General features: G+C 64.5%; 17 protein-coding genes. 9 read left to right on the top strand and 8 right to left on the bottom strand.

Going from position 1 to position 23,505, the window contains the following annotated elements:
- Positions 1-25 precede the first annotated feature (25 nt).
- Entirely contained in the window at positions 26-2,503 is a 2,478-nt protein-coding gene (gene hrpB / locus QQL28_RS29145; RefSeq protein ID WP_284270990.1) for an ATP-dependent helicase HrpB, read from the bottom strand.
- 123 nt (positions 2,504-2,626) lie between these two features.
- Entirely contained in the window at positions 2,627-3,943 is a 1,317-nt protein-coding gene (locus QQL28_RS29140) for a UDP-glucose dehydrogenase family protein (protein WP_284270989.1), read from the bottom strand.
- Between the two features lie 198 nt (positions 3,944-4,141).
- On the opposite strand from QQL28_RS29140, the gene QQL28_RS29135 reads away from it, so the two are divergent.
- The 3 genes from QQL28_RS29135 to QQL28_RS29125 all read left to right on the top strand — a co-directional run bounded on the left by QQL28_RS29135 (position 4,142) and on the right by QQL28_RS29125 (position 9,440).
- Entirely contained in the window at positions 4,142-5,209 is a 1,068-nt protein-coding gene (locus tag QQL28_RS29135; RefSeq protein ID WP_284270987.1) for an acyltransferase family protein, read from the top strand.
- Between the two features lie 245 nt (positions 5,210-5,454).
- A complete protein-coding gene (gene polA / locus QQL28_RS29130) occupies positions 5,455-8,508 on the top strand; it encodes a DNA polymerase I (protein WP_284270986.1) in 3,054 nt (1,017 codons plus the stop codon).
- 296 nt (positions 8,509-8,804) lie between these two features.
- On the top strand, positions 8,805-9,440 hold the full coding sequence (locus QQL28_RS29125) for a LysE family translocator (RefSeq protein ID WP_284270984.1): 636 nt from the start codon (positions 8,805-8,807) through the stop codon (positions 9,438-9,440).
- Positions 9,441-9,563: 123 nt separating this feature from the next.
- Here the strand turns inward: QQL28_RS29125 and QQL28_RS29120 are convergent, their stop codons facing one another.
- Positions 9,564-10,190: a glutathione S-transferase family protein gene (locus QQL28_RS29120; protein ID WP_284270983.1), complete on the bottom strand. Its 627-nt coding sequence runs from the start codon at positions 10,188-10,190 to the stop codon at positions 9,564-9,566.
- A 203-nt stretch (positions 10,191-10,393) separates the two neighbouring features.
- Between QQL28_RS29120 and pyrE the strand changes: the two genes are divergently transcribed.
- Positions 10,394-10,957, top strand: a complete 564-nt coding sequence (gene pyrE / locus QQL28_RS29115) for an orotate phosphoribosyltransferase (RefSeq protein ID WP_284270982.1) — start codon at positions 10,394-10,396, stop codon at positions 10,955-10,957.
- 183 nt (positions 10,958-11,140) lie between these two features.
- Positions 11,141-11,911 (top strand): DUF2865 domain-containing protein, encoded by a 771-nt coding sequence (locus tag QQL28_RS29110; RefSeq protein WP_284270981.1) that lies wholly within the window; start codon positions 11,141-11,143, stop codon positions 11,909-11,911.
- 9 nt (positions 11,912-11,920) lie between these two features.
- On the opposite strand, the gene QQL28_RS29105 is transcribed toward QQL28_RS29110, so the two are convergent.
- Positions 11,921-12,352: a hypothetical protein gene (locus tag QQL28_RS29105; protein ID WP_284270980.1), complete on the bottom strand. Its 432-nt coding sequence runs from the start codon at positions 12,350-12,352 to the stop codon at positions 11,921-11,923.
- A 178-nt stretch (positions 12,353-12,530) separates the two neighbouring features.
- Here QQL28_RS29105 and QQL28_RS29100 point away from each other — a divergent pair, with 178 nt between their 5' ends.
- Positions 12,531-12,821, top strand: a complete 291-nt coding sequence (locus QQL28_RS29100; protein WP_284270979.1) for a GIY-YIG nuclease family protein — start codon at positions 12,531-12,533, stop codon at positions 12,819-12,821.
- Between the two features lie 56 nt (positions 12,822-12,877).
- Here QQL28_RS29100 and QQL28_RS29095 read toward each other — a convergent pair whose 3' ends face one another.
- Positions 12,878-13,111, bottom strand: coding sequence for a hypothetical protein (locus QQL28_RS29095; RefSeq protein ID WP_284270978.1), 234 nt, complete (start codon positions 13,109-13,111; stop codon positions 12,878-12,880).
- 231 nt (positions 13,112-13,342) lie between these two features.
- Here QQL28_RS29095 and QQL28_RS29090 point away from each other — a divergent pair, with 231 nt between their 5' ends.
- Together QQL28_RS29090 and QQL28_RS29085 are read left to right on the top strand one after the other, a co-directional pair.
- Entirely contained in the window at positions 13,343-15,868 is a 2,526-nt protein-coding gene (locus QQL28_RS29090; RefSeq protein ID WP_284271184.1) for a glycogen/starch/alpha-glucan phosphorylase, read from the top strand.
- Positions 15,869-16,093: 225 nt separating this feature from the next.
- On the top strand, positions 16,094-16,909 hold the full coding sequence (locus QQL28_RS29085) for an acyl-CoA thioesterase (RefSeq protein WP_284270977.1): 816 nt from the start codon (positions 16,094-16,096) through the stop codon (positions 16,907-16,909).
- A 272-nt stretch (positions 16,910-17,181) separates the two neighbouring features.
- On the opposite strand, the gene QQL28_RS29080 is transcribed toward QQL28_RS29085, so the two are convergent.
- From QQL28_RS29080 to QQL28_RS29070, 3 genes are all read right to left on the bottom strand, one after another.
- Positions 17,182-18,798 (bottom strand): phosphoenolpyruvate carboxykinase, encoded by a 1,617-nt coding sequence (locus QQL28_RS29080; protein WP_284270976.1) that lies wholly within the window; start codon positions 18,796-18,798, stop codon positions 17,182-17,184.
- Positions 18,799-19,091: 293 nt separating this feature from the next.
- Positions 19,092-21,677, bottom strand: a complete 2,586-nt coding sequence (locus QQL28_RS29075; RefSeq protein ID WP_284270975.1) for a CHAT domain-containing tetratricopeptide repeat protein — start codon at positions 21,675-21,677, stop codon at positions 19,092-19,094.
- 81 nt (positions 21,678-21,758) lie between these two features.
- The gene (locus QQL28_RS29070) at positions 21,759-22,496 is read right to left on the bottom strand and encodes a HugZ family pyridoxamine 5'-phosphate oxidase (RefSeq protein ID WP_284270974.1); all 738 of its coding nucleotides are present in this window, start codon (positions 22,494-22,496) and stop codon (positions 21,759-21,761) included.
- A 245-nt stretch (positions 22,497-22,741) separates the two neighbouring features.
- Here QQL28_RS29070 and QQL28_RS29065 point away from each other — a divergent pair, with 245 nt between their 5' ends.
- Positions 22,742-23,443, top strand: a complete 702-nt coding sequence (locus tag QQL28_RS29065) for a response regulator transcription factor (RefSeq protein WP_254100633.1) — start codon at positions 22,742-22,744, stop codon at positions 23,441-23,443.
- Positions 23,444-23,505 lie beyond the last annotated feature (62 nt).

The following is a 23,505-nucleotide window of genomic DNA, read 5'->3' as shown; positions in this document are numbered from 1 at the left end:
GAAGGGTTAATGCGCGCTTGTGGAATTACGTCCCGCGCGGCTTGGCGCGGCGGGTGGGCAGCGCGTTCGCTGGGTCGTCCGGCCAGGGATGGCGCGGATAGCGCCCGCGCAGGTCGGAGCGTACCGCCGCGTAGCTGCCGCGCCAGAAGCCGGGCAGGTCGCGCGTCACCTGCACCGGGCGCTGTGCCGGCGACAGCAGTTCCAGAACGAGCGGCACCTTGCCGCCGGCGATCGATGGATGGGTGTTGAGGCCGAACAACTCCTGGAGCCGCACGGCGATGGTCGGCCCCTGCTCGGCCTCATAGTCGATCGCGAGCATCGTCCCGGTCGGCGCCTCGAAATGGGTGGGCGCCTCGCGTTCGAGCCGCGCGCGCAGCTCCCACGGCAACAACGCCATCAGTGCCTCGGAGAGGTCGCCGGCGGAGACGTCCTTCAGCACGGTCTTGTCGTAGAGCGCAGGCAGCAGCCAGTCATCGCGCCGCGCGATCAGGGCATTGTCGGACAGATCGGGCCAGGTCTCGCCTTCGGCCTTGCGCAGGAACATCACGCGGTCGCGCCATTGGATGGCGGCTTTCGACCAGGGCAGCCGGTCGAGGCCGGCGGCGATCAGGCCGTCGGCGAGGATGCGGGCTGTCGTCTCGGACGGCGTGAGCGTGAGCGGGGATTCGGACAATGTGATCGCGTGCAGCGCGCGCTTGCGGCGTGCGCGCAGCGCCATCGCGCCGCGATCAAAGAAAACCTCGTCCGAGGTTTCGATGTGCTCGGCGAAATGGCCTTCGATGTCGCCCTCGCTGATCGGCGCAGCAAGCAGGATGCGTCCGCTCGCCGCCGTGCCCGTCATCTCGGCCACCGCGATATAGGGCGCGCGCGCAAGCGAAGACGTCTGCTCGACGGCGGCTCCGCGGCCGTTGGCGAGCACGAAGCTGCCGTTGCCGCGGTTGCGCGCGACGCGGTCGGGGAAGGCGTAGGCGAGCATGATGCCCGTGCGCAAGTCGCCCTGCCCCGGCGTCCCCTTCTCCGACGACGCAACTTGCGCGGCCCAGCGCCGCGCAAGATCGCGGGCGCTGGTGGCGCGGGGCGAGCGGTCGCGGCGGAATTGATCGAGACGGTGGTCGAGATCGACGCTGTCGCCGCCGAGCCCGCGCTCGGTGAGGATGGCGGCGATTTCGGCGGCGGCCTCGCCGTTGCCGGCGCGATGCGAATCCACGATCATGCGCGCGAGCCGCGGCGGCAGTGCCAGCGCGCGCAGGCTCTTGCCTTCCGCCGTGATGCGACCATCGGCATCGAGCGCGTTGAGCTCGGCAAGCAGGCTCTTTGCCTCTTTCCAAGCGGGCTGAGGCGGCGGATCGAGGAACGAGAGCGCCGAGGCATCGCTCACGCCCCATTGCGCCAGATCGAGCACGAGCGAGGACAGGTCCGCGCTCAGAATTTCAGGCTGGGTGTAGGGCGCGAGCGAGGCAGTCTGCGGCTCGTCCCAGAGCCGGTAGCACACGCCGGGCTCGGTGCGGCCGGCGCGGCCGCGGCGCTGATCGACCGCGGCGCGCGAGGCGCGCACGGTCTCTAATCGCGTCAAGGCGATATCGGGCTCATAGCGCGGCACGCGGGCGAGGCCGGAATCGACGACAATGCGCACACCCTCGATGGTGAGCGAGGTCTCCGCGATCGAGGTCGCCAGCACCACCTTGCGCGTTCCCTTGGGCGCAGGCGCGATGGCGCGGTCCTGCACGGCGGCATCCAGCGCGCCGAACAGCGGCACGATCTCGATTGCAGCATCATGGACGCGCTCGGCGAGAAAGGTCTGCGTGCGCCGGATCTCGGCCGCGCCGGGCAGGAACGCCAGCACCGAGCCGGCATCGGCGCGCAGCGCGGAGGCGATCGCATCCGCCATCTGCCGCTCCAGCGGCGCGTCTGCCTTGCGGCCGAGATAGCGCGTCTCGACCGGAAAGGCGCGGCCCTCGCTCTCGACGACGGGCGCTTCCCCGAGCAGCCTCGCCACCCGGGCGCCATCCAGCGTCGCCGACATCACGAGGATGCGCAAATCCTCGCGCAGGCCGAGTTGCGCATCGCGCGCCAGCGCGAGGCCGAGGTCGGCATCGAGCGAACGCTCGTGGAATTCGTCGAACAGAACGGCGGCGACGCCCGTCAGTTCGGGATCGTCGAGGATCTGGCGGGTGAAGATGCCTTCCGTCACCACCTCGATGCGGGTGGCGCGCGAGATTTTCGAGCCGAAGCGGACGCGATAGCCGACGGTCTCGCCGGCACGCTCGCCGAGCGACTTCGCCATGCGGTCGGCGCTTGCGCGCGCCGCGATGCGCCGCGGCTCCAGCACGATGATCTTCTTACCTCCAGCCCAGCGCGCATCCAGCAGCGCCAGCGGCACGCGCGTGGTCTTGCCGGCGCCGGGCGGCGCCACCAGCACGGCGGCGTTGTGCCCTTCCAGCGTGCCCGACAACTCGTCGAGCACCGCATCGATCGGAAGGGGCGTGTCGAAGCTGCGGGGCAAAATCTCGCATCCGTCGTCACCCGCACATACGGGTGATCCAGCAAACTCGGACCCTCGTCATCGACGAAGGTCGGGCGCACTGGATACCCCGCCTTCGCGGGGTATGACAACAAGATGCGGCGATCAAACCTGCCCGGCAGGCCGTCCCACGCTCTCATAGACGAAGCCGGCGGCTTCCATGTCTTCGGGACGGTAGATATTGCGCAAATCGACCACGATGGGCTGCACCATGGTCTCCTTCAGCCGGTCGAGGTCGAGGGCACGGAACTGCACCCATTCGGTGACGATGACCAGCGCATCCGCGCCCTTGGCGCAGGCATAGGCATCCTCGCAATATTCGATGGCCGGCAATTCAAGCTTTGCCTGATCCATGCCAACCGGGTCATAGGCACGAACTTTCGCGCCCATGTCGAGCAGTCCCGTCACCAGCGGGATCGAAGGCGCATCGCGCATGTCGTCGGTGTCGGGCTTGAAGGTGAGACCGAGCACGCCGATGGTCTTGCCGCGCAGCGCGCCGCCAAGCGCGTGGCTGACCTTGCGCGCCATCGCGCGCTTGCGGTTCTCGTTGACGGCAAGCACCGCCTCGACGATGCGCAGGCTCACGTCATAGTCCTGCGCGATCTTGATCAGGGCCTTGGTGTCCTTCGGGAAGCAGGAGCCGCCGAAGCCCGGGCCGGCATGCAGGAATTTGGTGCCGATGCGGTTGTCCAGACCAATGCCGCGCGCGACCTCCTGGACGTTGGCGCCGACCTTTTCAGAGAGATCGGCGATCTCGTTGATGAAGGTGATCTTGGTCGCCAGAAACGCGTTGGCGGCGTATTTGATCATCTCCGCAGTGCGGCGCGCGGTGAACATCAGCGGCGCCTGGTTCAGCGACAGCGGACGATAGATGTCGCCCATCACCTTGCGGCCGCGCTCGTCATTGGTGCCGACCACGATGCGATCCGGAAACTTGAAATCGCGGATCGCCGCGCCCTCGCGCAGGAATTCCGGGTTGGAGGCCACGACCACATCGGACTTGGGATTGGTCTCGCGGATGATGCGTTCGACCTCGTCGCCGGTACCGACCGGAACGGTCGACTTGGTGACCACGACCGTGAAGCCGGAGAGCGAAGCTGCGATCTCGCGCGCGGCGGCATAGACGTAAGACAGATCGGCGTGACCATCGCCGCGCCGCGACGGCGTGCCGACCGCGATGAACACGGCGTCGGCCTCCGCCACCGGCCCCGAAAGGTCGGTCGTGAAGCTCAGACGCTTGGCCTTCACATTGGTCTCGACCAGCGAATCCAGGCCCGGCTCGTAGATCGGGATCTCACCGCGGTGAAGCGCTGCGATCTTGCGCTCGTCCTTGTCGACGCAGGTGACGTCATGGCCGAAATCCGCAAAGCACGCACCGGAAACCAGCCCCACATAGCCCGTGCCGATCATGGCAATTCGCATGAAAAACCTGCCTGTCTTGGTTAACGCATGATGATGCTTTGCAGCGGTCTTAAAGCATTTTCATGTCCGCGGGGAAGAGGCCCGCCCCAAGAAAAACGGCAAGAAACCGGCATGTGATTTGTAGAGTAAAGGGGACCGAAACCACGCGCCGGCATACTGCCTCGCTCTTGGGCGGTATGCGCCTCGAAAAGGGACACCATGACACCAATCGGCACAATCGCGGCAGGCGGAGGTTCCAAGGCCTCGCCGCCGGCGCGCGTCGATTGGGTCGATTACGCCAAGGGTATCTGCATCGTCATGGTCGTGATGATGCATTCGGTGCTCGGGGTCGAGCTCGCCGCCGGCGAACCCGGGTTCATGCATGGTCTGGTCGCCTTCGCAAAGCCGTTCCGGATGCCGGACTTCTTCCTGATTTCGGGACTATTTCTGCCGCTCGTGATCGACCGCGACTGGCGAATCTATCTCGACCGCAAGGTCGTGCATTTTGCCTATTTTTATGTCCTCTGGGTGACAATCCAGTTCGGCTTCAAGGCGCCTGCTTTCGCAGCCGAAACGAGCTGGCGCGATGCGGGCCTTCTGTATCTCGAATCATTCATCGAGCCGTTCGGCACGCTTTGGTTCATCTACCTGCTGCCGATCTTCTTCGTCGTCACAAAACTGACACGACGAATCCCGCCACTCGCGATCTGGCTCGCCGCGGCGCTCCTGGAAACGGCGCGCATCGCAACCGGATGGACCGCCATCGACGAGTTCTGCGCACGCTTCGTCTATTTCTACTCCGGTTACCTGTTTGCAGACTACGTGTTCGCCTTGTCGGATCGCGCGCGCAGGCATCCCGCAACTGCCCTCGCCGCGCTTGGCGCGTGGGCGCTCGTCAATGCGGCTCTCGTCGCACACGACGCAAGCGAATGGCCGATGGTTTCGCTCCTGCTCGGCTTCTGCGGCGCCTGCGCCATCGTGACGATGGGCACGCTGCTCGCGCATGCGCGCCGGTTGAACTTCCTTCGGTTCTGCGGCGAGCATTCGATCGTAATCTATCTCACCTTCTTCCTGCCGATGGCGGCGACGCGGACGCTGCTGCTGCGCACCGGCGTTGTTCCCGACATCGGCATGACGTCGCTGATCGTCACCATCGTGGGCGTCATCGGCGCGCTCGCGATCTGGCAGACCGCGCTGCGCCTGCACGCCCACTTCCTGTTCGAGCGGCCGGACGCCTTCTGGATCGCGCCGAAGAAAACGGGGCCGGTGTTGCAGGCGGCGGAGTAGTACTCAGCTGTCGTCGCCCGGCTTGACCGGGCGACCCAGTATTCCAGAGACAGCGGTTATCTACCGATAGGCTGCGGCGTACTGGATTCCCCGCTTGCCGCCTACGCTAAAGCTTCGGCGCGCCCAGAACCGAAGCCTCGGCGTAGCCGGGTCGCGGGGAATGACGGTGGGGATAGTGGCACCAGCAGCCCAAAAATCGCCCTTCCAAGGCTGTCAAACGCCGCAAAAATCCATACATTGCGGCCATGCCAAAAACCTCCCCGAAAGCTGCCGAAACCAAGCCCGCTGCTGCCAAGCCTGCTGCCAAACCCGTGGCGGCGAAGGCGGCGGGCAAAGGCGACCATGTCTTCCTGGTCGATGGTTCCTCCTACATTTTCCGCGCCTATCACGCGCTGCCGCCGCTCAACCGCAAGTCCGACGGCTTGCAGGTCAACGCCGTGCTCGGTTTCTGCAACATGCTGTGGAAGCTGCTCCGCGACATGCCCGCGGACAGCCAGCCGACGCATCTGGCGATCGTGTTCGACAAGTCGGAAGTCACCTTCCGCAACAAGCTCTATCCCGACTACAAGGCGCATCGGCCGCCGGCACCTGACGACCTCATTCCGCAATTTGCGCTGATCCGCGAAGCCGTGCGCGCCTTCGACCTGCCCTGCTTGGAACAGGTAGGCTTCGAGGCCGACGATTTGATCGCGACCTATGCACGGCAGGCGAGCGAGCGTGGTGCCACCACGACCATCGTGTCCTCCGACAAGGACCTGATGCAGCTCGTCAATGACAAGATCACGATGTTCGATACCATGAAGGATCGCCGCATCGGCATTCCGGAGGTGATCGAGAAATTCGGCGTGCCGCCGGAGAAGGTGGTCGAGGTGCAGGCGCTGGCCGGCGATTCCACCGACAACGTGCCGGGCGTGCCTGGCATCGGCATCAAGACCGCGGCGCAATTGATCGTCGAATATGGCGACCTGGAGCAGCTTCTGTTCCGCGCCGGCGAGATCAAGCAGCCGAAGCGGCGCGAGGCGCTGATCGAGCATGCCGAGAAGGCGCGGATCTCGCGCCAGCTCGTACTGCTGGACGACAAGGTCGATCTCGAAGTGCCGCTCGACGAGCTCGCCGTCCACGAGCCCGACGCGCGCAAGCTGGTTGCCTTCCTGAAGGCGATGGAGTTCACAACGCTGACGCGGCGCGTCGCCGAATACGCCCAGGTCGATCCCGCCGATGTGGGGGCCGATCCCGGCTACAAGACCGGCGCCAGCGTGTTCTCGCCGCTGCCGCCGTCCGACGTCGTGCCGGCGCCGGGACCTGCTCAGGGACTTGGCACATCGACGCAGGCTGCACCTGTCGCGCGCAATAAGGCCGCCGGCAAGGAGGACAAGGCTGCAAGCCTCAAGGGCACGCCGATCTCGCTCGCGGAGGCGCGCGCGGAAGCCGCGCGCAAGACCAGGATCGACCGCGCCAAATATCAGACGATCAAGACGCTCGACCAGCTCAAGGCGCTGATCGCGCGCATCCACGATACCGGCCATGTCGCACTCGAGGTGAAGGCGAACTCGGAAGACCCGATGCAGGCCGACATCTGCGGCATCGCGCTGGCGCTAGGCGCGGACGATGCCGCCTATGTGCCGCTGGCCCACAAGCAGCCGGGCGGCGGCGCCGGATTGTTCGATGCAGGGCTCGCGCCCGACCAGGTGAAATTCGAAGCGGCCATCGCGGCGCTCAAGCCCGTGCTCGAAGCGAAGGGCATTTTGAAGATCGGATACAACGCAAAGTTCATCGCGGTGCTGCTGGCGCAGGCGGGCATCACGCTGCGCGATCATGACGACGCGGAATTGATCTCCTATGTGCTCGACGCGGGCCGCGGCTCGCACGCGCTGGAATCGCTCGCCGAGCGCTGGCTCGGTCACGCGGTGCTGGCCGAGAGCGAGCTCGTCGGCAGCGGCAAGAACAAGCTCACCTTCGACCAGGTCGCGATCGACAAGGCGACCGAGCATTCCGCCGAGCGCGCCGATGTGACCCTGCGCTTGTGGCGCGTGCTGAAGCCGCGCCTCGTCGCCGAGCACATGACCACCGTCTACGAGACGCTGGAGCGCCCGCTGACCAGCGTGCTCGCGCGCATGGAACGTCGCGGCATCTCGATCGATCGCCAGGTGCTGTCACGGCTGTCGGGCGACTTCGCCCAGACCGCAGCGAGGGTGGAAGCCGAGATCCAGGAGATCGCCGGCGAGCCCGTCAATGTCGGCAGCCCGAAGCAGATCGGCGACATCCTGTTCGGCAAGATGGGACTTCCGGGCGGCACCAAGACCAAGACCGGCGCGTGGTCGACGACCGCGCAAGTGCTGGACGATCTCGCCGAGCAGGGCCACGACTTCCCGAAGAAGATCCTGGAGTGGCGCCAGGTCTCCAAGCTCAAATCGACCTACACCGACGCTCTGCCGGCTTACGTCAATCCGCAGACCCATCGCGTGCACACGACCTACGCGCTGGCCGCGACCACCACGGGCCGGCTGTCGTCGAACGAGCCGAACTTGCAGAACATTCCGGTGCGCACCGAGGACGGGCGAAAGATCCGCCGCGCCTTCATCGCGACGCCGGGCCACAAGCTGGTCTCGGCCGACTACTCGCAGATCGAGCTCAGGCTGCTCGCCGAGATTGCCGACATTCCCGTGCTGAAGCAGGCGTTCAAGGACGGGCTCGACATTCATGCGATGACCGCGTCCGAAATGTTCGGCGTGCCGATCAAGGGCATGCCGAGCGAAATCCGGCGCCGGGCGAAAGCGATCAATTTCGGCATCATCTACGGCATCTCGGCGTTCGGCCTTGCTAACCAGCTCGGCATCGCGCGCGAGGAAGCCTCCGCCTACATCAAGAAATATTTTGAGCGCTTCCCCGGCATCCGCGCCTATATGGACGAGACGCGCGACTTCTGCCGGAGCCATGGCTATGTCACCACGCTGTTCGGCCGCAAGTGCCACTACCCCGACATCAAGGCGTCCAACGCCTCGGTGCGCGCCTTCAACGAGCGCGCCGCGATCAACGCGCGGCTCCAGGGCACGGCCGCCGACATCATCCGCCGCGCCATGACGCGGGTGGAGGACGCGCTGGCGGCAAAGAAGCTCTCGGCGCAGATGCTGCTCCAGGTGCATGACGAATTGATCTTCGAGGTGCCGGACGCGGAGGTCGAGGCGACGTTGCCGGTCGTGCAGCACGTGATGCAGGACGCGCCGTTCCCGGCCGTGCTGCTCTCGGTGCCGCTGCATGTCGATGCCCGCGCGGCGACCAATTGGGACGAGGCGCACTGATCTCGCTTGACTGACGCCACATGCACGCTGTCGTCCCGGCGAAGGCCGGGACCCATAACCACAGGGTCGAGTTAGGGCGAAGATTGCCAACTACGATCTCGCGCCACACTTCTCCCTGGGGTATGGGTCCCGGCCTTCGCCGGGACGACGTCGAGGTAAAATATGCGCCCCATCAAAGAAGGAGAGGAGTCAAGCAAGCGCGCCTTGACACGCTGAATTGTCCTCCGTGCAATTGCGGCATGGCGGCGCGAACCCTCGCATATTAGAACCAGTGCATCTCCCACACGGTTCGACCCATGCCGCACACATCCGCCCTGCTCGGCTTTGCCCTCGTCTGCCTCGGCCTCGTGCTGACACCGGGGCCGAACATGATCTACCTGATCTCGCGCTCGATCACGCAGGGGCCGGCGGCCGGCATCGTCTCGCTCGGCGGCGTGGCGCTCGGCTTCGTGTTCTACATGCTGTGCGCGGCGTTCGGCATCACCGCGCTGCTGCTTGCGATTCCCTTCGCCTATGACGCGCTGCGCCTCGCCGGCGCCGGCTATCTGTTCTGGCTCGCCTGGCAGGCGGTGAAGCCGGGCGGCCGCTCGCCGTTCGAGGTGAAGAAGCTTGCGATCGACAGCCCGCGGAAACTGTTCGCGATGGGCTTTGTCACCAACCTGCTCAATCCGAAGATCGCGATGCTTTATCTCGCGCTGCTGCCGCAGTTCATCGACCCCGCCGCCGGCAGCGTGCTGACACAGTCGCTGGTGCTCGGTGCAATCCAGATCGCGATCAGCGTCAGCGTCAACGCGATGATCGCGCTCGCAGCCGGCTCGATCGCGCGGTTCCTGGCGAGCCGGCCGAGCTGGATGCTGGTGCAGCGCTGGCTGATGGGCACGGTGCTCGCCGGGCTTGCCGTGCGGATGGCGGTGGAAGCGAAGCGGGTGTAGCGGAAGCGGACGCGCTGCGGCGCTCTTGCGCTGCTGCGCAGAACCGGGACCCAGCCCATGGGCCCCGGCTCTGCAGCGCATCGCTTGCGCGCTGCGCTGCGTCCGGGGCACGAGATCAGATCGCTAATCCAGTTTCGCCTCCATCCCCCGCTTCACCGCGGGGCGCGCCATCAAGGCGTCGTACCAGCGCTTCACGTTCGGAAAGTCCGCCAGCTCCACCTTGTGGCGCGGGTGGCGCCAGGCCCAGCCCAGGATGGCGAAATCCGCGACCGAGAGATCGCCGGCGACGAAATCGCGGCCCTCGAGCCGGCGATCCAGCACGCCGTAGAGACGGCGGGTCTCGGCCATGTAGCGCTTCAACCCATAGGCGCGGTCCTGCTCGTTCTCCAGCGCAATGAAATGATGCACCTGGCCCGGGATCGGCCCGAAGCCGCCCATCTGCCACATCAGCCATTCGTAGACGGGAATGCGGCCCGCGAGCGACTTCGGCAGGAATTTGCCGGTCTTCTCGCCGAGATAGAGCAGGATCGCGCCGGATTCGAACACGCTGACGGGCTTGCCGTCCGGCCCCTCGGGGTCGACGATCGCGGGAATCTTGTTGTTCGGGCTGAGCTTCAGGAACCCGGGCGCCATCTGCTCGCCCTTGGTGATGTTCACCGGGAAGACCTTGTAGGGGAGCCCCATTTCCTCCAAAGCGACCGAGATTTTTCGGCCGTTCGGCGTATTCCACGTGTGGAGCTCGATAGTCATTGGCCCGTTCCTTCCCATTCTGTCTGGCATCCCACTACTCCAGGACGTTGCGGCGTTACAACCAGCGGTACGGCATGGTGGCTGTCCGGCCGGCGCGGACGATGCCCTGTTGACGGTGGTTCTGCGGGCCCACCCCCCTCTGGCATGTCGGCGCTGTGGCGGATAAATTCCGCCTCCTCCAAAAGAGCTCCAGAGGGACCGTCGTGTCGAAATCTGCCTCCCGCGCCCGCTTGTTCGAAATCATCCGCCGGCGCTCCTTCGGCCGCGGCGAGGTGACGCTCGCGTCGGGCCGCAAGAGCGATTTCTATTTCAACCTGAAGCCGACCATGCTCGACCCCGAAGGGGCGACGTTGCTCGCCGAGCTCACCTATGACGCGCTGAAGGACGACCAGCTCGATTTCATCGGTGGGCTGGAGATGGGCGCGGTGCCCCTGGCCGGTGCGCTGGCGCAGATCTCCTGGATCAAGGGCCATCCGATCGCGGCCTTCTTCGTGCGCAAGAAGCCGAAGGAGCACGGCGCAAAGCTTGCGGTCGAGGGCCTTGCCAAAGGCGAGACGCTGGAAGGCAAGCGCGTCGTGATCGTCGAGGACGTCACCACCACCGGCGGCTCGGCGATGAAGGCCGTGGAATCCGTGCGCGAGGCCGGCGCCAATGTGGTGCTGGTGCTGACCATGGTCGACCGCGAGGAAGGCGCCAACGACACCTTCGGCCAGGCCGGCCTGCCGTTCCGCTCGCTCTACAAGGCGTCGGAGTTTTTGAAGGGGTAGAGACTCCTCTCTTTCGTCTCGCAAGCAGGGCGGGACGAAAGCCACTCTGGTCACCGCTCATTTACCATCGCGTCTTATTGTGACCTTGAAGTTGAGACATGGTGGTCTCGGCTGGGTGCGTTGCGTCGGGTGGAGTAAGCTTTGCGTACACAGTTTGTGCCTGCGCGCCGTCGGCGCCGCGCGATGTTTTTGGCCGCCCCCTTCGCACTGCCGCTCCTGATGGCGCCGGCACCTGTCTCGGCCGAGGGCTTGTTCGACTTTTTCTTCGGCGGAATGCAGCAGCAGCGACCGCAGCGCGAGGTTCCGCAGGCGAACTCCTATGTCGATCCGTTCTCCGCGCAGCAGAACGGACCCGTGCCGGGCAATGCGCCGCCGACGCGCTCCGCCGGCGGTTCCGGCCCAGCCTTTTGCGTACGCAGCTGCGACGGCAAATATTTTCCGCTGATGCGGGGCGCCGTTTCGCCGGCGCAGATGTGTCAGGCCTTCTGTCCCGCCACGACGACAAAGATCTATTTCGGTTCCAGCATCGACGGCGCCACGTCGCAGACTGGCGAGCGCTATGCCGATAGTGAGAACGCCTTCGCCTTCCGCAAGGCGCTGCGCGCGGACTGCACCTGCAACGGCCGCGAGCCCGTCGGACTTGCGCCGGTGGACCTGGCGCTCGACAATTCGCTGAAGGCCGGCGACGTGATCGCGACGAGTGACGGTCTCGTCGCCTATACCGGCATCCGCGTCGGCAACGATCAGGCTGCGGATTTCACGCCGGTCGCGTCCTATCCCGGCCTCACTGCACAGGTCCGCGCACGGCTGGGCGAGATGAAGGTCGCACCGGTTCGCGCCGAGACGATGTCGGCAGATGCACCGCCGCCTGAGATCGTGCGTGAGACGCTGCCGGACGTGACGGTGCCCAAGACACCGACGCAGAAACCGGCCAGGCGCGCGGGGTTGGATTGACGCTTCGCGTCACCGTCCGATGATCACGCCGATCACGTTCGGCGCTGCCAGATATTTCTCCTCGATCGCCGCGCGCGCCGCGGCGCGGTTTTCCGGCGTGAGCAATCCGCGCTTCTCGGCCAAAATCATCCAGCAGAAACCCCACCAGTCCGTCAGCATGCCCGTGTCGTCGACGAGGTCATAACCCTGCTCGGCCGCGAAGATGCGCGCCTGCGCCTCGTCGAGCGTGTCGAGGAACAGGTGGTCCTCAGCCGAGAACAGGTCGTCGCTGATATCGTCGATGGTGTAGCCCCAGATCGACTGGCACACCGCGTTGAACTCGCGGTCGATCTGGTCGTCATCGACCGCATAGCGCCGCGCCGCCTGATGCAGCCGCGACAGCGAGCGCGCGAAGTCGCCAATTCGGGTGAGGGCGAATTGATCAAAGGCAATGGTGGACATGTAGTCCTCGCGAAATCGGGCAGACGCTAGATATTGTGTCGGCAACGCGCCGAATCACAATGATATATCAAAGACTTGCTAAAGTGTTCTTAATTTGTTCCGCCGCCCTTCATGTCGCCCCGGCGAAGGCCGGGGCCCATAGCCACAGAACGCCGTTTGAGGCACGAGGGTTCGATCCATGAGCAATCCCGGCGTCTACGTCTACATTCTCGCAAGCAGGAAGCACGGCACTCTTTACATCGGCGTCACGAATAATCTGCGCGCTCGCCTGGAATTGCATCGCGCAGGCAAGGGCTCCGAATTCGTCAAGAAATACGGCGTGACTCGTCTGGTCTATGCTGAGGAATTTGCATCACCCCAAGAGGCGATCACGCGCGAGAAGCAAATGAAGGAGTGGAAACGCGATTGGAAAATTCGGTTGATCGAACAGGAAAATCCAGATTGGAATGACCTATCGCACCTACTGTGACAATTGTGGTTATGGGCCCCGGCCTTCGCCGGGGCGACGACCCAACTGCCCATCCTTCAATTCGCCGCCGACAGCATCCTGTCGCCGCAATAATTCGCGTAGAACTTGCCGCCGCATTGGCGCTTGATGGCGGCGCAGCGCGCGGCTTGTGTGGCGTTTTGCGGCAGCGAAAACGCACAGCTCACGCTGTCGGCGCTGCGGCCGATCTTGTCGGCGGCAAAGGCGGCGCTGGAAGCAGTGATGCAGATGACGAGCAGGGCGGCCGTGGCGATTTCGATCAGCAGTCTCATTGTCGTCTCCTTGGACCTGTCTCCCCACCAAGGGCTGAATCTGTCGCCTATCTAGCACGAAATCCGCGTCTCTCCGTGCGCGACCGGGTTCCCAAAGCGGCCCATTCCTTGCATAAATTTACGCCAGCGCAGTGCACGGTCGCGCCGGCAATGGTTCCGCTTCCGCGGCAGGGCGCGTAAGGTCTGGCGCGTAAGCTTCGTTCAGTGTCCCGAGACCAGGAAGTGACTGTTTTGCAAGAGCAATCGTTCCAGCCGAATTTTCCCGCACCCGGCCAGCCCATCGACGAATTGGCGCTGTCCGAGATCAAGGGCGCGATCCTGGCAAAGCTGCGCCTTGCCATCGGCAAGGACGCGGGCATGGCGACCCGGCACGACTGGTATCAGGCCGCAGCTCTCGCGCTGCGCGACCGCATCGTGCATCGCTGGCTGTCCGCGGAGAAGCGCAGCTACGATGCCGGCCGCAAGCGCGTCTACTATCTCTCGCTCGAATTCCTGATCGGCCGTCTCTTCACAGATGCGCTGAACAACATGGGACTGCTCAATATCTTCGAGGTCGCACTCGGCGATCTCGGAGTCTCGCTCCCTGAGCTGCGCAAGTGCGAGCCGGATGCCGCACTCGGCAATGGCGGCCTGGGGCGGCTCGCGGCCTGCTTCATGGAGAGCATGGCGACGCTGTCGATCCCCGCGATCGGCTACGGCATCCGTTACGATTACGGCCTGTTCCGCCAGATCATCAATCAGGGCTGGCAGCAGGAATATCCTGACGAGTGGCTGGGCTTCGGCAACCCCTGGGAATTGCAGCGGCCGGAAGTGGTCTATCACGTCCATTTCGGCGGCGGCGTCGAGCATGTCGACGACAAGGGCCGCGACCGTGCGATCTGGCATCCGGCCGAAACCGTGCAGGCGATCGCCTACGACACGCCGATCGTCGGCTGGCGCGGCCAGCACGTCAACGCGCTGCGGCTGTGGTCGGCGCGCTCGCCCGATCCGTTGAAGCTCGACGCTTTCAACACCGGCGACTATGTCAGCGCCAGCGCCGAGCAGGCGCGCGCCGAAGCGATCTGCAAATTCCTCTATCCGAATGACGAGAGCCCGGCCGGCCGCGAGCTGCGCCTGCGGCAGGAATATTTCTTCGTCTCGGCCTCCCTCCAGGATCTCGTCAAGCGCCACCTCACCTCCGACGGCCAGTTGCGCAGCCTGGCGATGAAGGTCGCGGTGCAGCTCAACGACACGCATCCGTCGCTTGCCGTGACCGAGTTGATGCGGATCCTCGTCGACCTCCACAATTTCCGCTGGGACGAGGCGTGGAAGATCACGGTCGCGACGCTCTCCTACACCAACCACACGCTGCTGCCGGAAGCGCTGGAAACCTGGCCGGTCGAGCTGTTCGAGCGGCTGTTGCCGCGGCACCTGGAGATCATCTACCGCATCAACGTGCAGCACCTGGCGCTCGCCGAAGCGCGCTGCCCGGGCGACATCGACTTCCGCGCCTCGGTCTCGCTGATCGACGAGAAGAGCGGCCGGCGCGTGCGCATGGGTCAGCTCGCCTTCGTCGGCTCGCACCGCATCAACGGCGTTTCGGCGATGCATTCCGACCTGATGCGCGAGACCGTGTTCCACGATCTCAACCATCTCTATCCCGGCCGCATCACCAACAAGACCAACGGCATCACCTTCCGCCGCTGGCTGATGCTGGCGAACCCGAAGCTGACGGATCTGTTGCGCGAGGCTTGCGGCGAGGCCGTGCTCGACGATCCCACGCAGCTCTCGCTGCTGGAGGCGCGCGCCAGCGACGTCGCGTTCCAGCAGAAATTCCGCGCGGTCAAGCATCACAACAAGATGGCGCTCGCGCGCGTGATCGGCGAGCGGCTCGGCATCAAGGTCGACCCGAACGCGTTGTTCGACGTGCAGATCAAACGCATCCACGAATACAAGCGCCAGCTCCTCAACATCATCGAGACGGTCGCGCTGTACCAGGCGATCAAGGACAACCCCAACGGCAACTGGGTGCCGCGGGTGAAGATTTTCGCCGGCAAGGCGGCGGCGAGCTACCGCTACGCGAAGCTGATCATCAAGCTGATCAACGACGTCGCCGAGGTCGTCAACAACGATCCCGCGATCGGCGGCAAGCTCAAGGTCGCCTTCCTGCCCGACTACAATGTCAGCCTCGCCGAGGTAATCATCCCCGCGGCTGATCTCTCCGAACAGATCTCGACCGCCGGCATGGAAGCCTCCGGCACCGGCAACATGAAGCTGGCGTTGAACGGCGCCATCACCATCGGCACGCTCGACGGCGCCAATATCGAGATCCGCGACCATGTCGGCGCGGAGAACATCGCGATCTTCGGCATGGAGGCCGGCGACGTGATGATCCGGCGCAAGCAGGGCCTGGACGCCGCCGACGTGATCCGCCGATCGCCGCAGCTCTCGCGCGCCATCACTTCGATCGGCGTCGGCGAGTTCTCGCCCGGCGATCCCGGCCGCTTCGAATCCATCGCGCATGCGCTGCGCTATCTCGACCACTACATGGTCAGCGCCGACTTCGATTCCTATTACGAGACGCAGCGCGGCATCGACGCGCGCTGGCAGGTGGTGCCGGCCTGGACACGCGCCTCTATCCTCAACGTCGCGCGCATGGCCTGGTTCTCCTCGGACCGCACCATCCGCGAATATGCCGAGGAGATCTGGAACGTGCCGGTGAATCCGATCACGCCCAGTTTTCAGGAAGCAGAGGACCAGCGCGGCGCGACGGGCTGATTTTCCACGACGCGAAATCGGTTACCTGCAAGGTCATTGCATAATTCCGCGACGATGATGATATGACCACCATCATCTCCAGGGAGCGGTACCAGCGATGGTCACCCCTCCCTCAACGTTCGTCATTGCGAGCGCAGCGAAGCAATCCAGTATCTTTCCGCGGGATGCAGACCGGATTGCTTCGCTGCGCTCGCAATGACCTTGTGGCAAGTACCAAGGAACGTCATGCACGCCAGACTCCCGCACCTCTTCGACGAGGCGACGCGCATCACCGCCGGCGACAGTTGCTGGCAGGGGCAGACCAGCGATGACTACTGGGCCTTCGTCGGCCCGTTCGGTGGCGCCACTGCCGCGACGATTTTGCGCGCGCTGATCGATCACCCACAGGCCGCCGGCGATCCCCTGTCACTGACGGTCAACTATTGCGCGCCGATCGCGAAGGGCACGTTCGACCTCGACGTGCGGCTGGTGAAGGCCAATCGCTCCAGCCAGCATTGGTGCGTCGAGCTCTCCCAAGACGGTGGCGAGGTCGCGACGCTGGCGACCGCCGTGTTTGCCGAGCGCCGTCCGTCATGGTCGCATCAGGTGGCACAGTTTCCCGGCGCGCCGCCGTTCGAACAGACGCTGCCATTTCCTAAGATCGCGGCGTCCTGGGCCAACCAGTACGAATTCCGCTTCGTCGAGGGCGAGATGCGGATCAGCGCCGGGAAGGACGAACTCGCCAGCACCTATTCGAAGGTGTGGATCAGCGATCGCACGCCGCGCAAGCTCGACATGCTGTCGCTGATGGCGATGTCGGATGCATTCTTCGGCCGCATCTTCCACGCACGGCGCGAGCTGGTGCCGTTCGGCACGGTATCGCTGACGACCTATTTTCACACCGACGCGGAGGAGCTTGCCGCCGAGGACATCACGCGCGTGCTCGCGACGGCCGATGCGAAGATTTTTCACAAGAGCTACGGCGATCAGACCGGCGAACTGTGGTCGCCCAACGGCCGCCTGCTCGCGACCACGACACAGATCGCGTATTTCAAGGCGTAGGTGTTTCGTTTGATGAGTGCCAGCCGCCAACGCGATGAAGGACGAGGCGCCCGGATCTCATCCCCAATGTCGTCCCGGCGAAGGCCGGGACCCACAACCACAGGATCGAGTTTGACGAAGACTGCCAACCAGCATCTCGCACCGCGACTGCTTCCTTGGGGGTATGGGTCCCGGCCTTCGCCGGGACGACATCTGATGTGTGGTAGCGCTTACGCCCCAAACAAAAAAGGGCGGCCTGTGGCCGCCCTTTCTCTATTCCAAGCGATCAAGCCTTACTCCGCCGCGAGCTTCACGTCCGGCGCGGCCGCACGCACCTCGGCGTCGACCTGGGCTTCGAACTTGGCAAAGTTCTTCTGGAACATGCCGACGAGCGCGCGGGCGGTCTTGTCGAACTCGTCCTTGTCCTTCCAGGTGTTGACTGGGTTGAGGATCTCGCTGGGCACGCCCGGCAGCGCGGTCGGGACCGCGAAGCCGAAATACTTGTCGGTGCGGAATTCGACGTTGCGAAGAGAGCCGTCGAGCGCGGCAGTGAGCAGCGCACGCGTCACCTTGATCGGCATGCGGCTGCCAACGCCGTACTTGCCGCCGGTCCACCCCGTGTTGACCAGCCAGCAATCGACATTGTGCTCGGCGATCAGGTCGCGCAGCATGTTGCCGTAAACGGATGGATCGAGCGGCAGGAACGGCGAGCCGAAGCAGGTGGAGAATTCCGGCTGCGGCTCATTGCCGAGGCCGCGCTCGGTGCCCGCGACCTTCGCGGTATAGCCGGACAGGAAGTGGTACATCGCCTGCGCCGGCGAGAGTTTGGCGATCGGCGGCAGCACGCCGAACGCGTCGGCGGCGAGCATCACCACGTTCTTCGGTTGCGGCGCGCGGCCGGTGCGCGAGGCGTTGGGGATGAAATCGAGCGGATAGGCCGAACGCGTGTTCTCGGTCTTGGAGCCGTCGTCGAAATCGACCACGCGGGTGTCGTCATCGAGCACGCAGTTCTCGAGCACCGCGCCGAAGCGCGTCGAAGCGGCATAAATCTCGGGCTCGGCTTCCTCCGACAGCTTGATGCACTTGGCATAGCAGCCGCCTTCGAAATTGAACACGCCATTCGGGCCCCAGCCATGCTCGTCGTCACCGATCAGCGTGCGGTTCGGATCGGCCGACAGCGTGGTCTTGCCGGTGCCGGACAGGCCGAAGAAGATCGCGGTGTCGCCCTTGGCACCGACATTGGCCGAGCAGTGCATCGGCATCACGCCACGCTCGGGCAGGTAATAGTTCAGCGTGGTGAAGACCGATTTCTTCATCTCGCCGGCATAGTAGGAGCCACCGATCAGCACGATCTTGCGGGCGAAGTCGATCGCGACGACGTTCTCCGACTTGCAGCCGTGACGTTTCGGATCGGCGCGGAAGCTCGGCATGTCGATGATGGTGAGCTCCGGCACGAAGGTCGACAACTCGATCGCCTCGGGGCGGATCAGCAGCGTGCGGGTGAACAGCGAATGCCAGGCGAGCTCGGTGAAGACGCGGGTCTTGATCCGGTAGGCCGGATCGGCGCCGCCATAGAGGTCCTGCGCGAACAGGCTCTTGCCTTCGGCGTGCTTGAGGAAATCCTGATAGAGCGTCTCGAACTGCTCCGAAGTGATCGACTGATTGCCGGCCCACCACATCTTCTTGTCGGTGGTGGCGTCGCGAACCGTAAACTTGTCCTTCGGGCTGCGGCCGGTGAACTCACCAGTGTCCGCGCAGAGCGCGCCATCAGCGGAGAGCACCGCTTCTCCGGCGGAGAGCGAGTGCTGATAAAGTTGTGGCGCGCCGAGGTTCCAATGAACCCGCTTGAGATTCCTTAAGCCGAATTTGTCGGCGCCGAAGGCACCGTTGCGCACGCCCGTCTCTTGCACGAAAAATCCTCCTAGAACCCGCATTCCTGGCGCGATCATCTTTGAGCGCCATCGCGGCCACCGTGAATAATAGGCCATCCGGCCTCGGCTGGACGACCTAATACTGATGAACGCTGGCGTTGCCAAGCTGATCCCGTCGGATTTGGTTTATTCAAGGGCCGGGCCAAAAGTCGCGCATGCCTGCTCTGAAAGCGCGCGCGTGAAAAACGATCGATGATCGCGCAACCAAATGGGCAAATCAGCGTTGCCGGAGGTTTTGCAACGCACAATCCGCCGCTGTTTTCAGCGCTGTTCTATCGTACCGCTCCTTCTCCAATCAGTGCGAAGGGTGCCCAGATCGCAGGATAGGCATTGCGCGGTGAAGAGGCGTCATCGAGATAGGTTAACATTGCGCGCCGCAATGCTTCGGCTCGGCCGAGTCCTGGTTCGTTTTTGAGCAAATCGAAAGTCGATGTGGTCAGCCGGGTGGCAGCTTCGGAATCGACCGCCCAATGCGAGACCAGAAGTGCACGCGCCCCGGCATAGAAGAACGCGCGCGCCAGTCCCGACAATGCTTCCGCGCCCGGCTTGTCACCGGCGATGGTGTTGCACGCCGAAAGCACGACCCAGTCTGCATTGAGCTTGAGCTGCGCGACCTCGCTTGCGGTGAGCAGGCCGTCGTCGAAGTCGGTCGGCTGATCCGGCATCGAAAGCGCAAGCGAAGGCTCGCCCAACCCCTTGACGTCACCGGCGACGAGACCGTGGGTGGCGAAGTAAATGATGCTGTATTGGGCAAGCGCTGCCCGCTTCAGCGTCGTCTCGCTGGCGTCGCGGCCGAGATGGACATCGGCGTCGGCGGCACCGACGTCCTTCGCCACGGCGCTGAGCTCATCTGCGGTGTCGGGCAGTTGCGGCAGCGCCTGGGCGAGCCGCGCGCGATCGACGCCGGCGCCGCGCCAGAAATCGGTATAGGCAAGCGTCGCAATGCTGCGCGCCGCAGCCTTCGTCGCGCGCCGGTCTGCAGGCGCCTCCTGCGCCGGATTGAACAGGGGATCGCCGAAGCCGGTCATCGGCTTGACGCTCTGGTCCCTGCGCGCAAAGGCGCGGAGCGACTTCAGGCTGACCACCGAGGGCAACACCGAGACCGCCTGGCGCCGCAACAGCCACGCCGCGCTGCGATAGCCTTCGAGCGTGTCCGGTATCGCAGCTTGCGGCTTCTCGGTGACGAGCAGATGAAACGGCACTGCCGTCAGCGCGCCGGAGGAAACGACGAGCAGGCTGCGCTTGTCCTTCACAAGTGTCTCGACGGGCCCGAGCAGCGTGACGTAGAGCTCGTTGGCGAGCGCGAGATCGAACAACCCCGACTTGCCCTGGGAATCGCGGGCCTTGCCGACATCGAGCCCCCTGCGGAACGCCGAGACCTTTTGCGCGAGCGCGTCAGTACCGAGCGGAATCCGTTTCCAGTCGACGCCTTCGCGCGTGATCGCGATAACATAGCTCTCCTTGTCGACGACAGCATAGAGCGCCATCGCCTCATCGGCCGACAGCAGCGCCTGGATCTCCTTCGCCGCCAGCGGCAGCGGATTGGAGAGCGAGGCATAATCGGGGAATTCGACGGCAAGTGTCTTCTGCAAGTTCGCGCGCTCGCCGGCGATCGCCGCAAGGCGCTGCCGGTTGCGCTGCTCGGCGGCCGGATCGCGCTGCGCGGACTGCTTTGACACCGCGGCGATGATCGCCTTGTCGAGCGTGTCGGATTCTGCCGCGAGATCCTGATCCCGCCGCACCAGCTCGGCGAGCCGGTCGCTGCCGGCCGCGAGCCGTACCGCGAGCTTGTTCACGGCGGAAGCGGCGGAGGATTGCGTGCCGCGCTGGATGGCGGCAAGCGCTTCATCCAGCGATTTCTCGTCCGTCAGCAATTGCTGCTGCCGCGCGGCAAACAGAATCGGCAGCGCGATTCTGAGCTGCGCGCGATTGTTCGCGAGCGTCCTCTGCACGAGCGGCAGCGCCTCGGCCGTGCGTCCCGAGACCTGGAGGAAATAGGCAAGATTGCTGGTCGAGGTCGCGACATCGGGGTGATCAGGGCCGAGCGCACGCTCGCGGATCGACAGCCCGCGGCGATAAAGCGGTTCGGCATCCGCATAGCGCTGCTCGTGCTCATAGAGCCCGGCAAGATTGTTCAGCGAGCGCGCAACATCGGGATGATCGGCACCCAGCACCTTTTCGCGGATCGCGAGCGAGCGCTTGATCGGCGCCTCGGCGTCCGCATCGCGGTTGAGGTCGCGATAGAGCTGGCCGAGATTATTGAGCAGCGTCGCGACCGCCGGATGCTCGGGGCCGCCGGCCTTCTGGTAGATCACGAGCGCCCGCTGGAATAGCGGCTCGGCTTCCGCATAGCGCTCCTGTTTCACCAAATTCGTGGCGAGATTGTTGAGGGACTGGCCGACATCAGGATGCTCGCGCGGCAGCGTCTTTTCGCGGATGGCGAGCGCGCGCTTGAACAGCGGCTCGGCATCAGCGAAGCGTTGCTGACGTTGATAGAGCGCAGCAAGGTTGTTCAGCTCGGGTGCGATCTCCGGCGTGTCGAGGCCGAGGGATTTTTCCAGCAAAGCGACCGCGCGCTTGTAAAGCGGCTCGGCCTGATCGTCATGGCCTTGCGCGGCGTAGACCTGCGCGAGATTGTTCAGCGCGCCGGCGAGATCGCGGCTGTTGTTGCCCTTCTCGAGGCTCGCCACCATGGCCTGCGCCAGCGACAGGGCTTCGGCATATTTGCCGGCGCGATTGAGCTCGTTGATCCTGGCGCTTTGCGCAGCGAGATTCTGGGCCGTGGCGGATGTGGTGAAGGATGCGCCGAGCGCGAGCGCAAGGCCAGCCGCCAGCGCCAAACGTACATATCGTGTCATGAAAACTCTCGCTGCCGACCCAGGCCAAATGCTTTGACCATGGGTCGCAGCGATGCGCGGAGCCGTTCAATCCGGCTATTACTAACCGCCCTTGGCCCGCGCCTCACCCGCCAGCTTCACCAGCATCTTGCGCAGCGCGTTGCCGTCAGTCACCCGCTCGGGGAACTCTAGCCGCAACACGGCCTGCTCCGACTGCATGTCGAGGCCCTCGGGATCACAGCCGGTGCAGCGCCAGTCGGCCTCGGCTGCGCCGAGCAATCTCGTCGCATACAGAGTCATGGTGTCGCGATGGTCGGCATTCATGTGCGCGACGGCGCCCTCCTCCGCCTCAAGCAGTTCGTCGGCGCCGTCGAGGTCGGTGAGGAACCGCTCGGGCTTCAGATCGACGATACGGCCGAATCCTGCGACCAGATGGGTTCCGGACGGCTTGATTCGAAAGAAGGAAAAATCCTTAAACGAAACAAAGTCTTCTGCCGACGGATGGGCGGCGAGGTAGCGCCGTCGCAAGAGCTCCAGCTCGGCTTCCGTCCCCTGCTCCGCCCGTCCCGACAGCATGATCCGAGCTCCCTCCAGGGGATCCCCGGGGGCACGCTCGTCAAGCATCAGGGAGACCCGGCCATCGGCGAGGATGTTCTTGGTGTGCACGGCAAGCCGCGAGATCAGCAGGATCGGCGATGCGTCGGGGTGGCTCGCCAGATTGACCAGGGAGCAATAGGGGTCGCCGGTACCGGGCATCAGGGTCGCGAGCGCCCCCTGCCGGGAGCGCCGCAGCAGCGATTTGGCGAGCTTTCCGGGGTCGAAATCGGCGGTCGGTTGCATCTGATTCTCTTCGGTTTTCCGGCTTTTACGGGTTGCAAGGCCGGCCTTTTCAGGGTTAAACGGGGCTTGGTTATGGGTCGGACCACGGCTGCTTCGCCGTGTTTCGAGGAACTTTGGTCACACTTCAGCCCAGCTTGCATTGCTCGGTGACAAGGTTCGAACCCCAGGTTGGGGGCCCATGTATGCGGCGCATCACTGAATTGCTCGCCGTTTTAGATCACGACCCCAACGGAAAGCAGAGGCTCATGCCCACAATCGCTTTGGTCGACGACGACCGCAACATTCTCACATCCGTCTCGATCGCGCTGGAAGCCGAAGGCTACCGCATCATGACGTACACCGACGGCGCCTCAGCGCTGGACGGCTTCCGCACCACGCAGCCCGATCTCGCCATTCTCGACATCAAGATGCCGCGCATGGACGGCATGGAGACGCTGCGGCGGCTGCGCCAGAAATCCGATCTGCCGGTGATCTTCCTCACCTCCAAGGACGAGGAGATCGACGAGCTGTTCGGCCTCAAGATGGGTGCCGACGATTTCATACGCAAACCGTTCTCGCAGCGGTTGCTGGTCGAGCGCGTCAAGGCGGTGCTGCGCCGCTCGGCGCCGAAGGACCCGACCGCCGCACCGAAGGAGAACGACGCCAAGGCGCTCGATCGCGGCCTTCTGCGCATGGATCCTGAACGGCACACCTGCACCTGGAAGAACGAGCCGGTGACGCTGACGGTCACCGAATTCCTGATCCTCCAGGCGCTGGCGACCCGGCCCGGCGTGGTGAAGAGCCGCAACGCGCTGATGGACGCCGCCTATGACGACCAGGTCTATGTCGACGATCGCACCATCGACAGCCACATCAAGCGGCTGCGCAAGAAGTTCAAGGTCGTCGACAACGACTTCGAGATGATCGAGACGCTTTACGGCGTCGGCTATCGCTTCAAGGAAGCCTGAGGCGAGCGCGCCTCTTTCGGGGACTTTGCGGACTGACGTGGCCGTCGGCACCGGCTAAGATG

The organism is Bradyrhizobium iriomotense, from assembly GCF_030160715.1.
Taxonomy (GTDB): domain Bacteria; phylum Pseudomonadota; class Alphaproteobacteria; order Rhizobiales; family Xanthobacteraceae; genus Bradyrhizobium; species Bradyrhizobium iriomotense.
This window is presented reverse-complemented; position numbering and strand designations above follow the sequence as displayed.

Coding starts and splice junctions, on each gene's coding strand:
- QQL28_RS29140 (WP_284270989.1), bottom strand. CDS start 3,943: ATGCGAATTGCCATGATCGGCACGGGCTATGTGGGGCTGGTTTCCGGT.
- QQL28_RS29135 (WP_284270987.1), top strand. CDS start 4,142: ATGACACCAATCGGCACAATCGCGGCAGGCGGAGGTTCCAAGGCCTCG.
- polA (WP_284270986.1), top strand. CDS start 5,455: ATGCCAAAAACCTCCCCGAAAGCTGCCGAAACCAAGCCCGCTGCTGCC.
- QQL28_RS29125 (WP_284270984.1), top strand. CDS start 8,805: ATGCCGCACACATCCGCCCTGCTCGGCTTTGCCCTCGTCTGCCTCGGC.
- QQL28_RS29120 (WP_284270983.1), bottom strand. CDS start 10,190: ATGACTATCGAGCTCCACACGTGGAATACGCCGAACGGCCGAAAAATC.
- QQL28_RS29110 (WP_284270981.1), top strand. CDS start 11,141: ATGTTTTTGGCCGCCCCCTTCGCACTGCCGCTCCTGATGGCGCCGGCA.
- QQL28_RS29105 (WP_284270980.1), bottom strand. CDS start 12,352: ATGTCCACCATTGCCTTTGATCAATTCGCCCTCACCCGAATTGGCGAC.
- QQL28_RS29100 (WP_284270979.1), top strand. CDS start 12,531: ATGAGCAATCCCGGCGTCTACGTCTACATTCTCGCAAGCAGGAAGCAC.
- QQL28_RS29095 (WP_284270978.1), bottom strand. CDS start 13,111: ATGAGACTGCTGATCGAAATCGCCACGGCCGCCCTGCTCGTCATCTGC.
- QQL28_RS29085 (WP_284270977.1), top strand. CDS start 16,094: ATGCACGCCAGACTCCCGCACCTCTTCGACGAGGCGACGCGCATCACC.
- QQL28_RS29075 (WP_284270975.1), bottom strand. CDS start 21,677: ATGACACGATATGTACGTTTGGCGCTGGCGGCTGGCCTTGCGCTCGCG.
- QQL28_RS29070 (WP_284270974.1), bottom strand. CDS start 22,496: ATGCAACCGACCGCCGATTTCGACCCCGGAAAGCTCGCCAAATCGCTG.
- QQL28_RS29065 (WP_254100633.1), top strand. CDS start 22,742: ATGCCCACAATCGCTTTGGTCGACGACGACCGCAACATTCTCACATCC.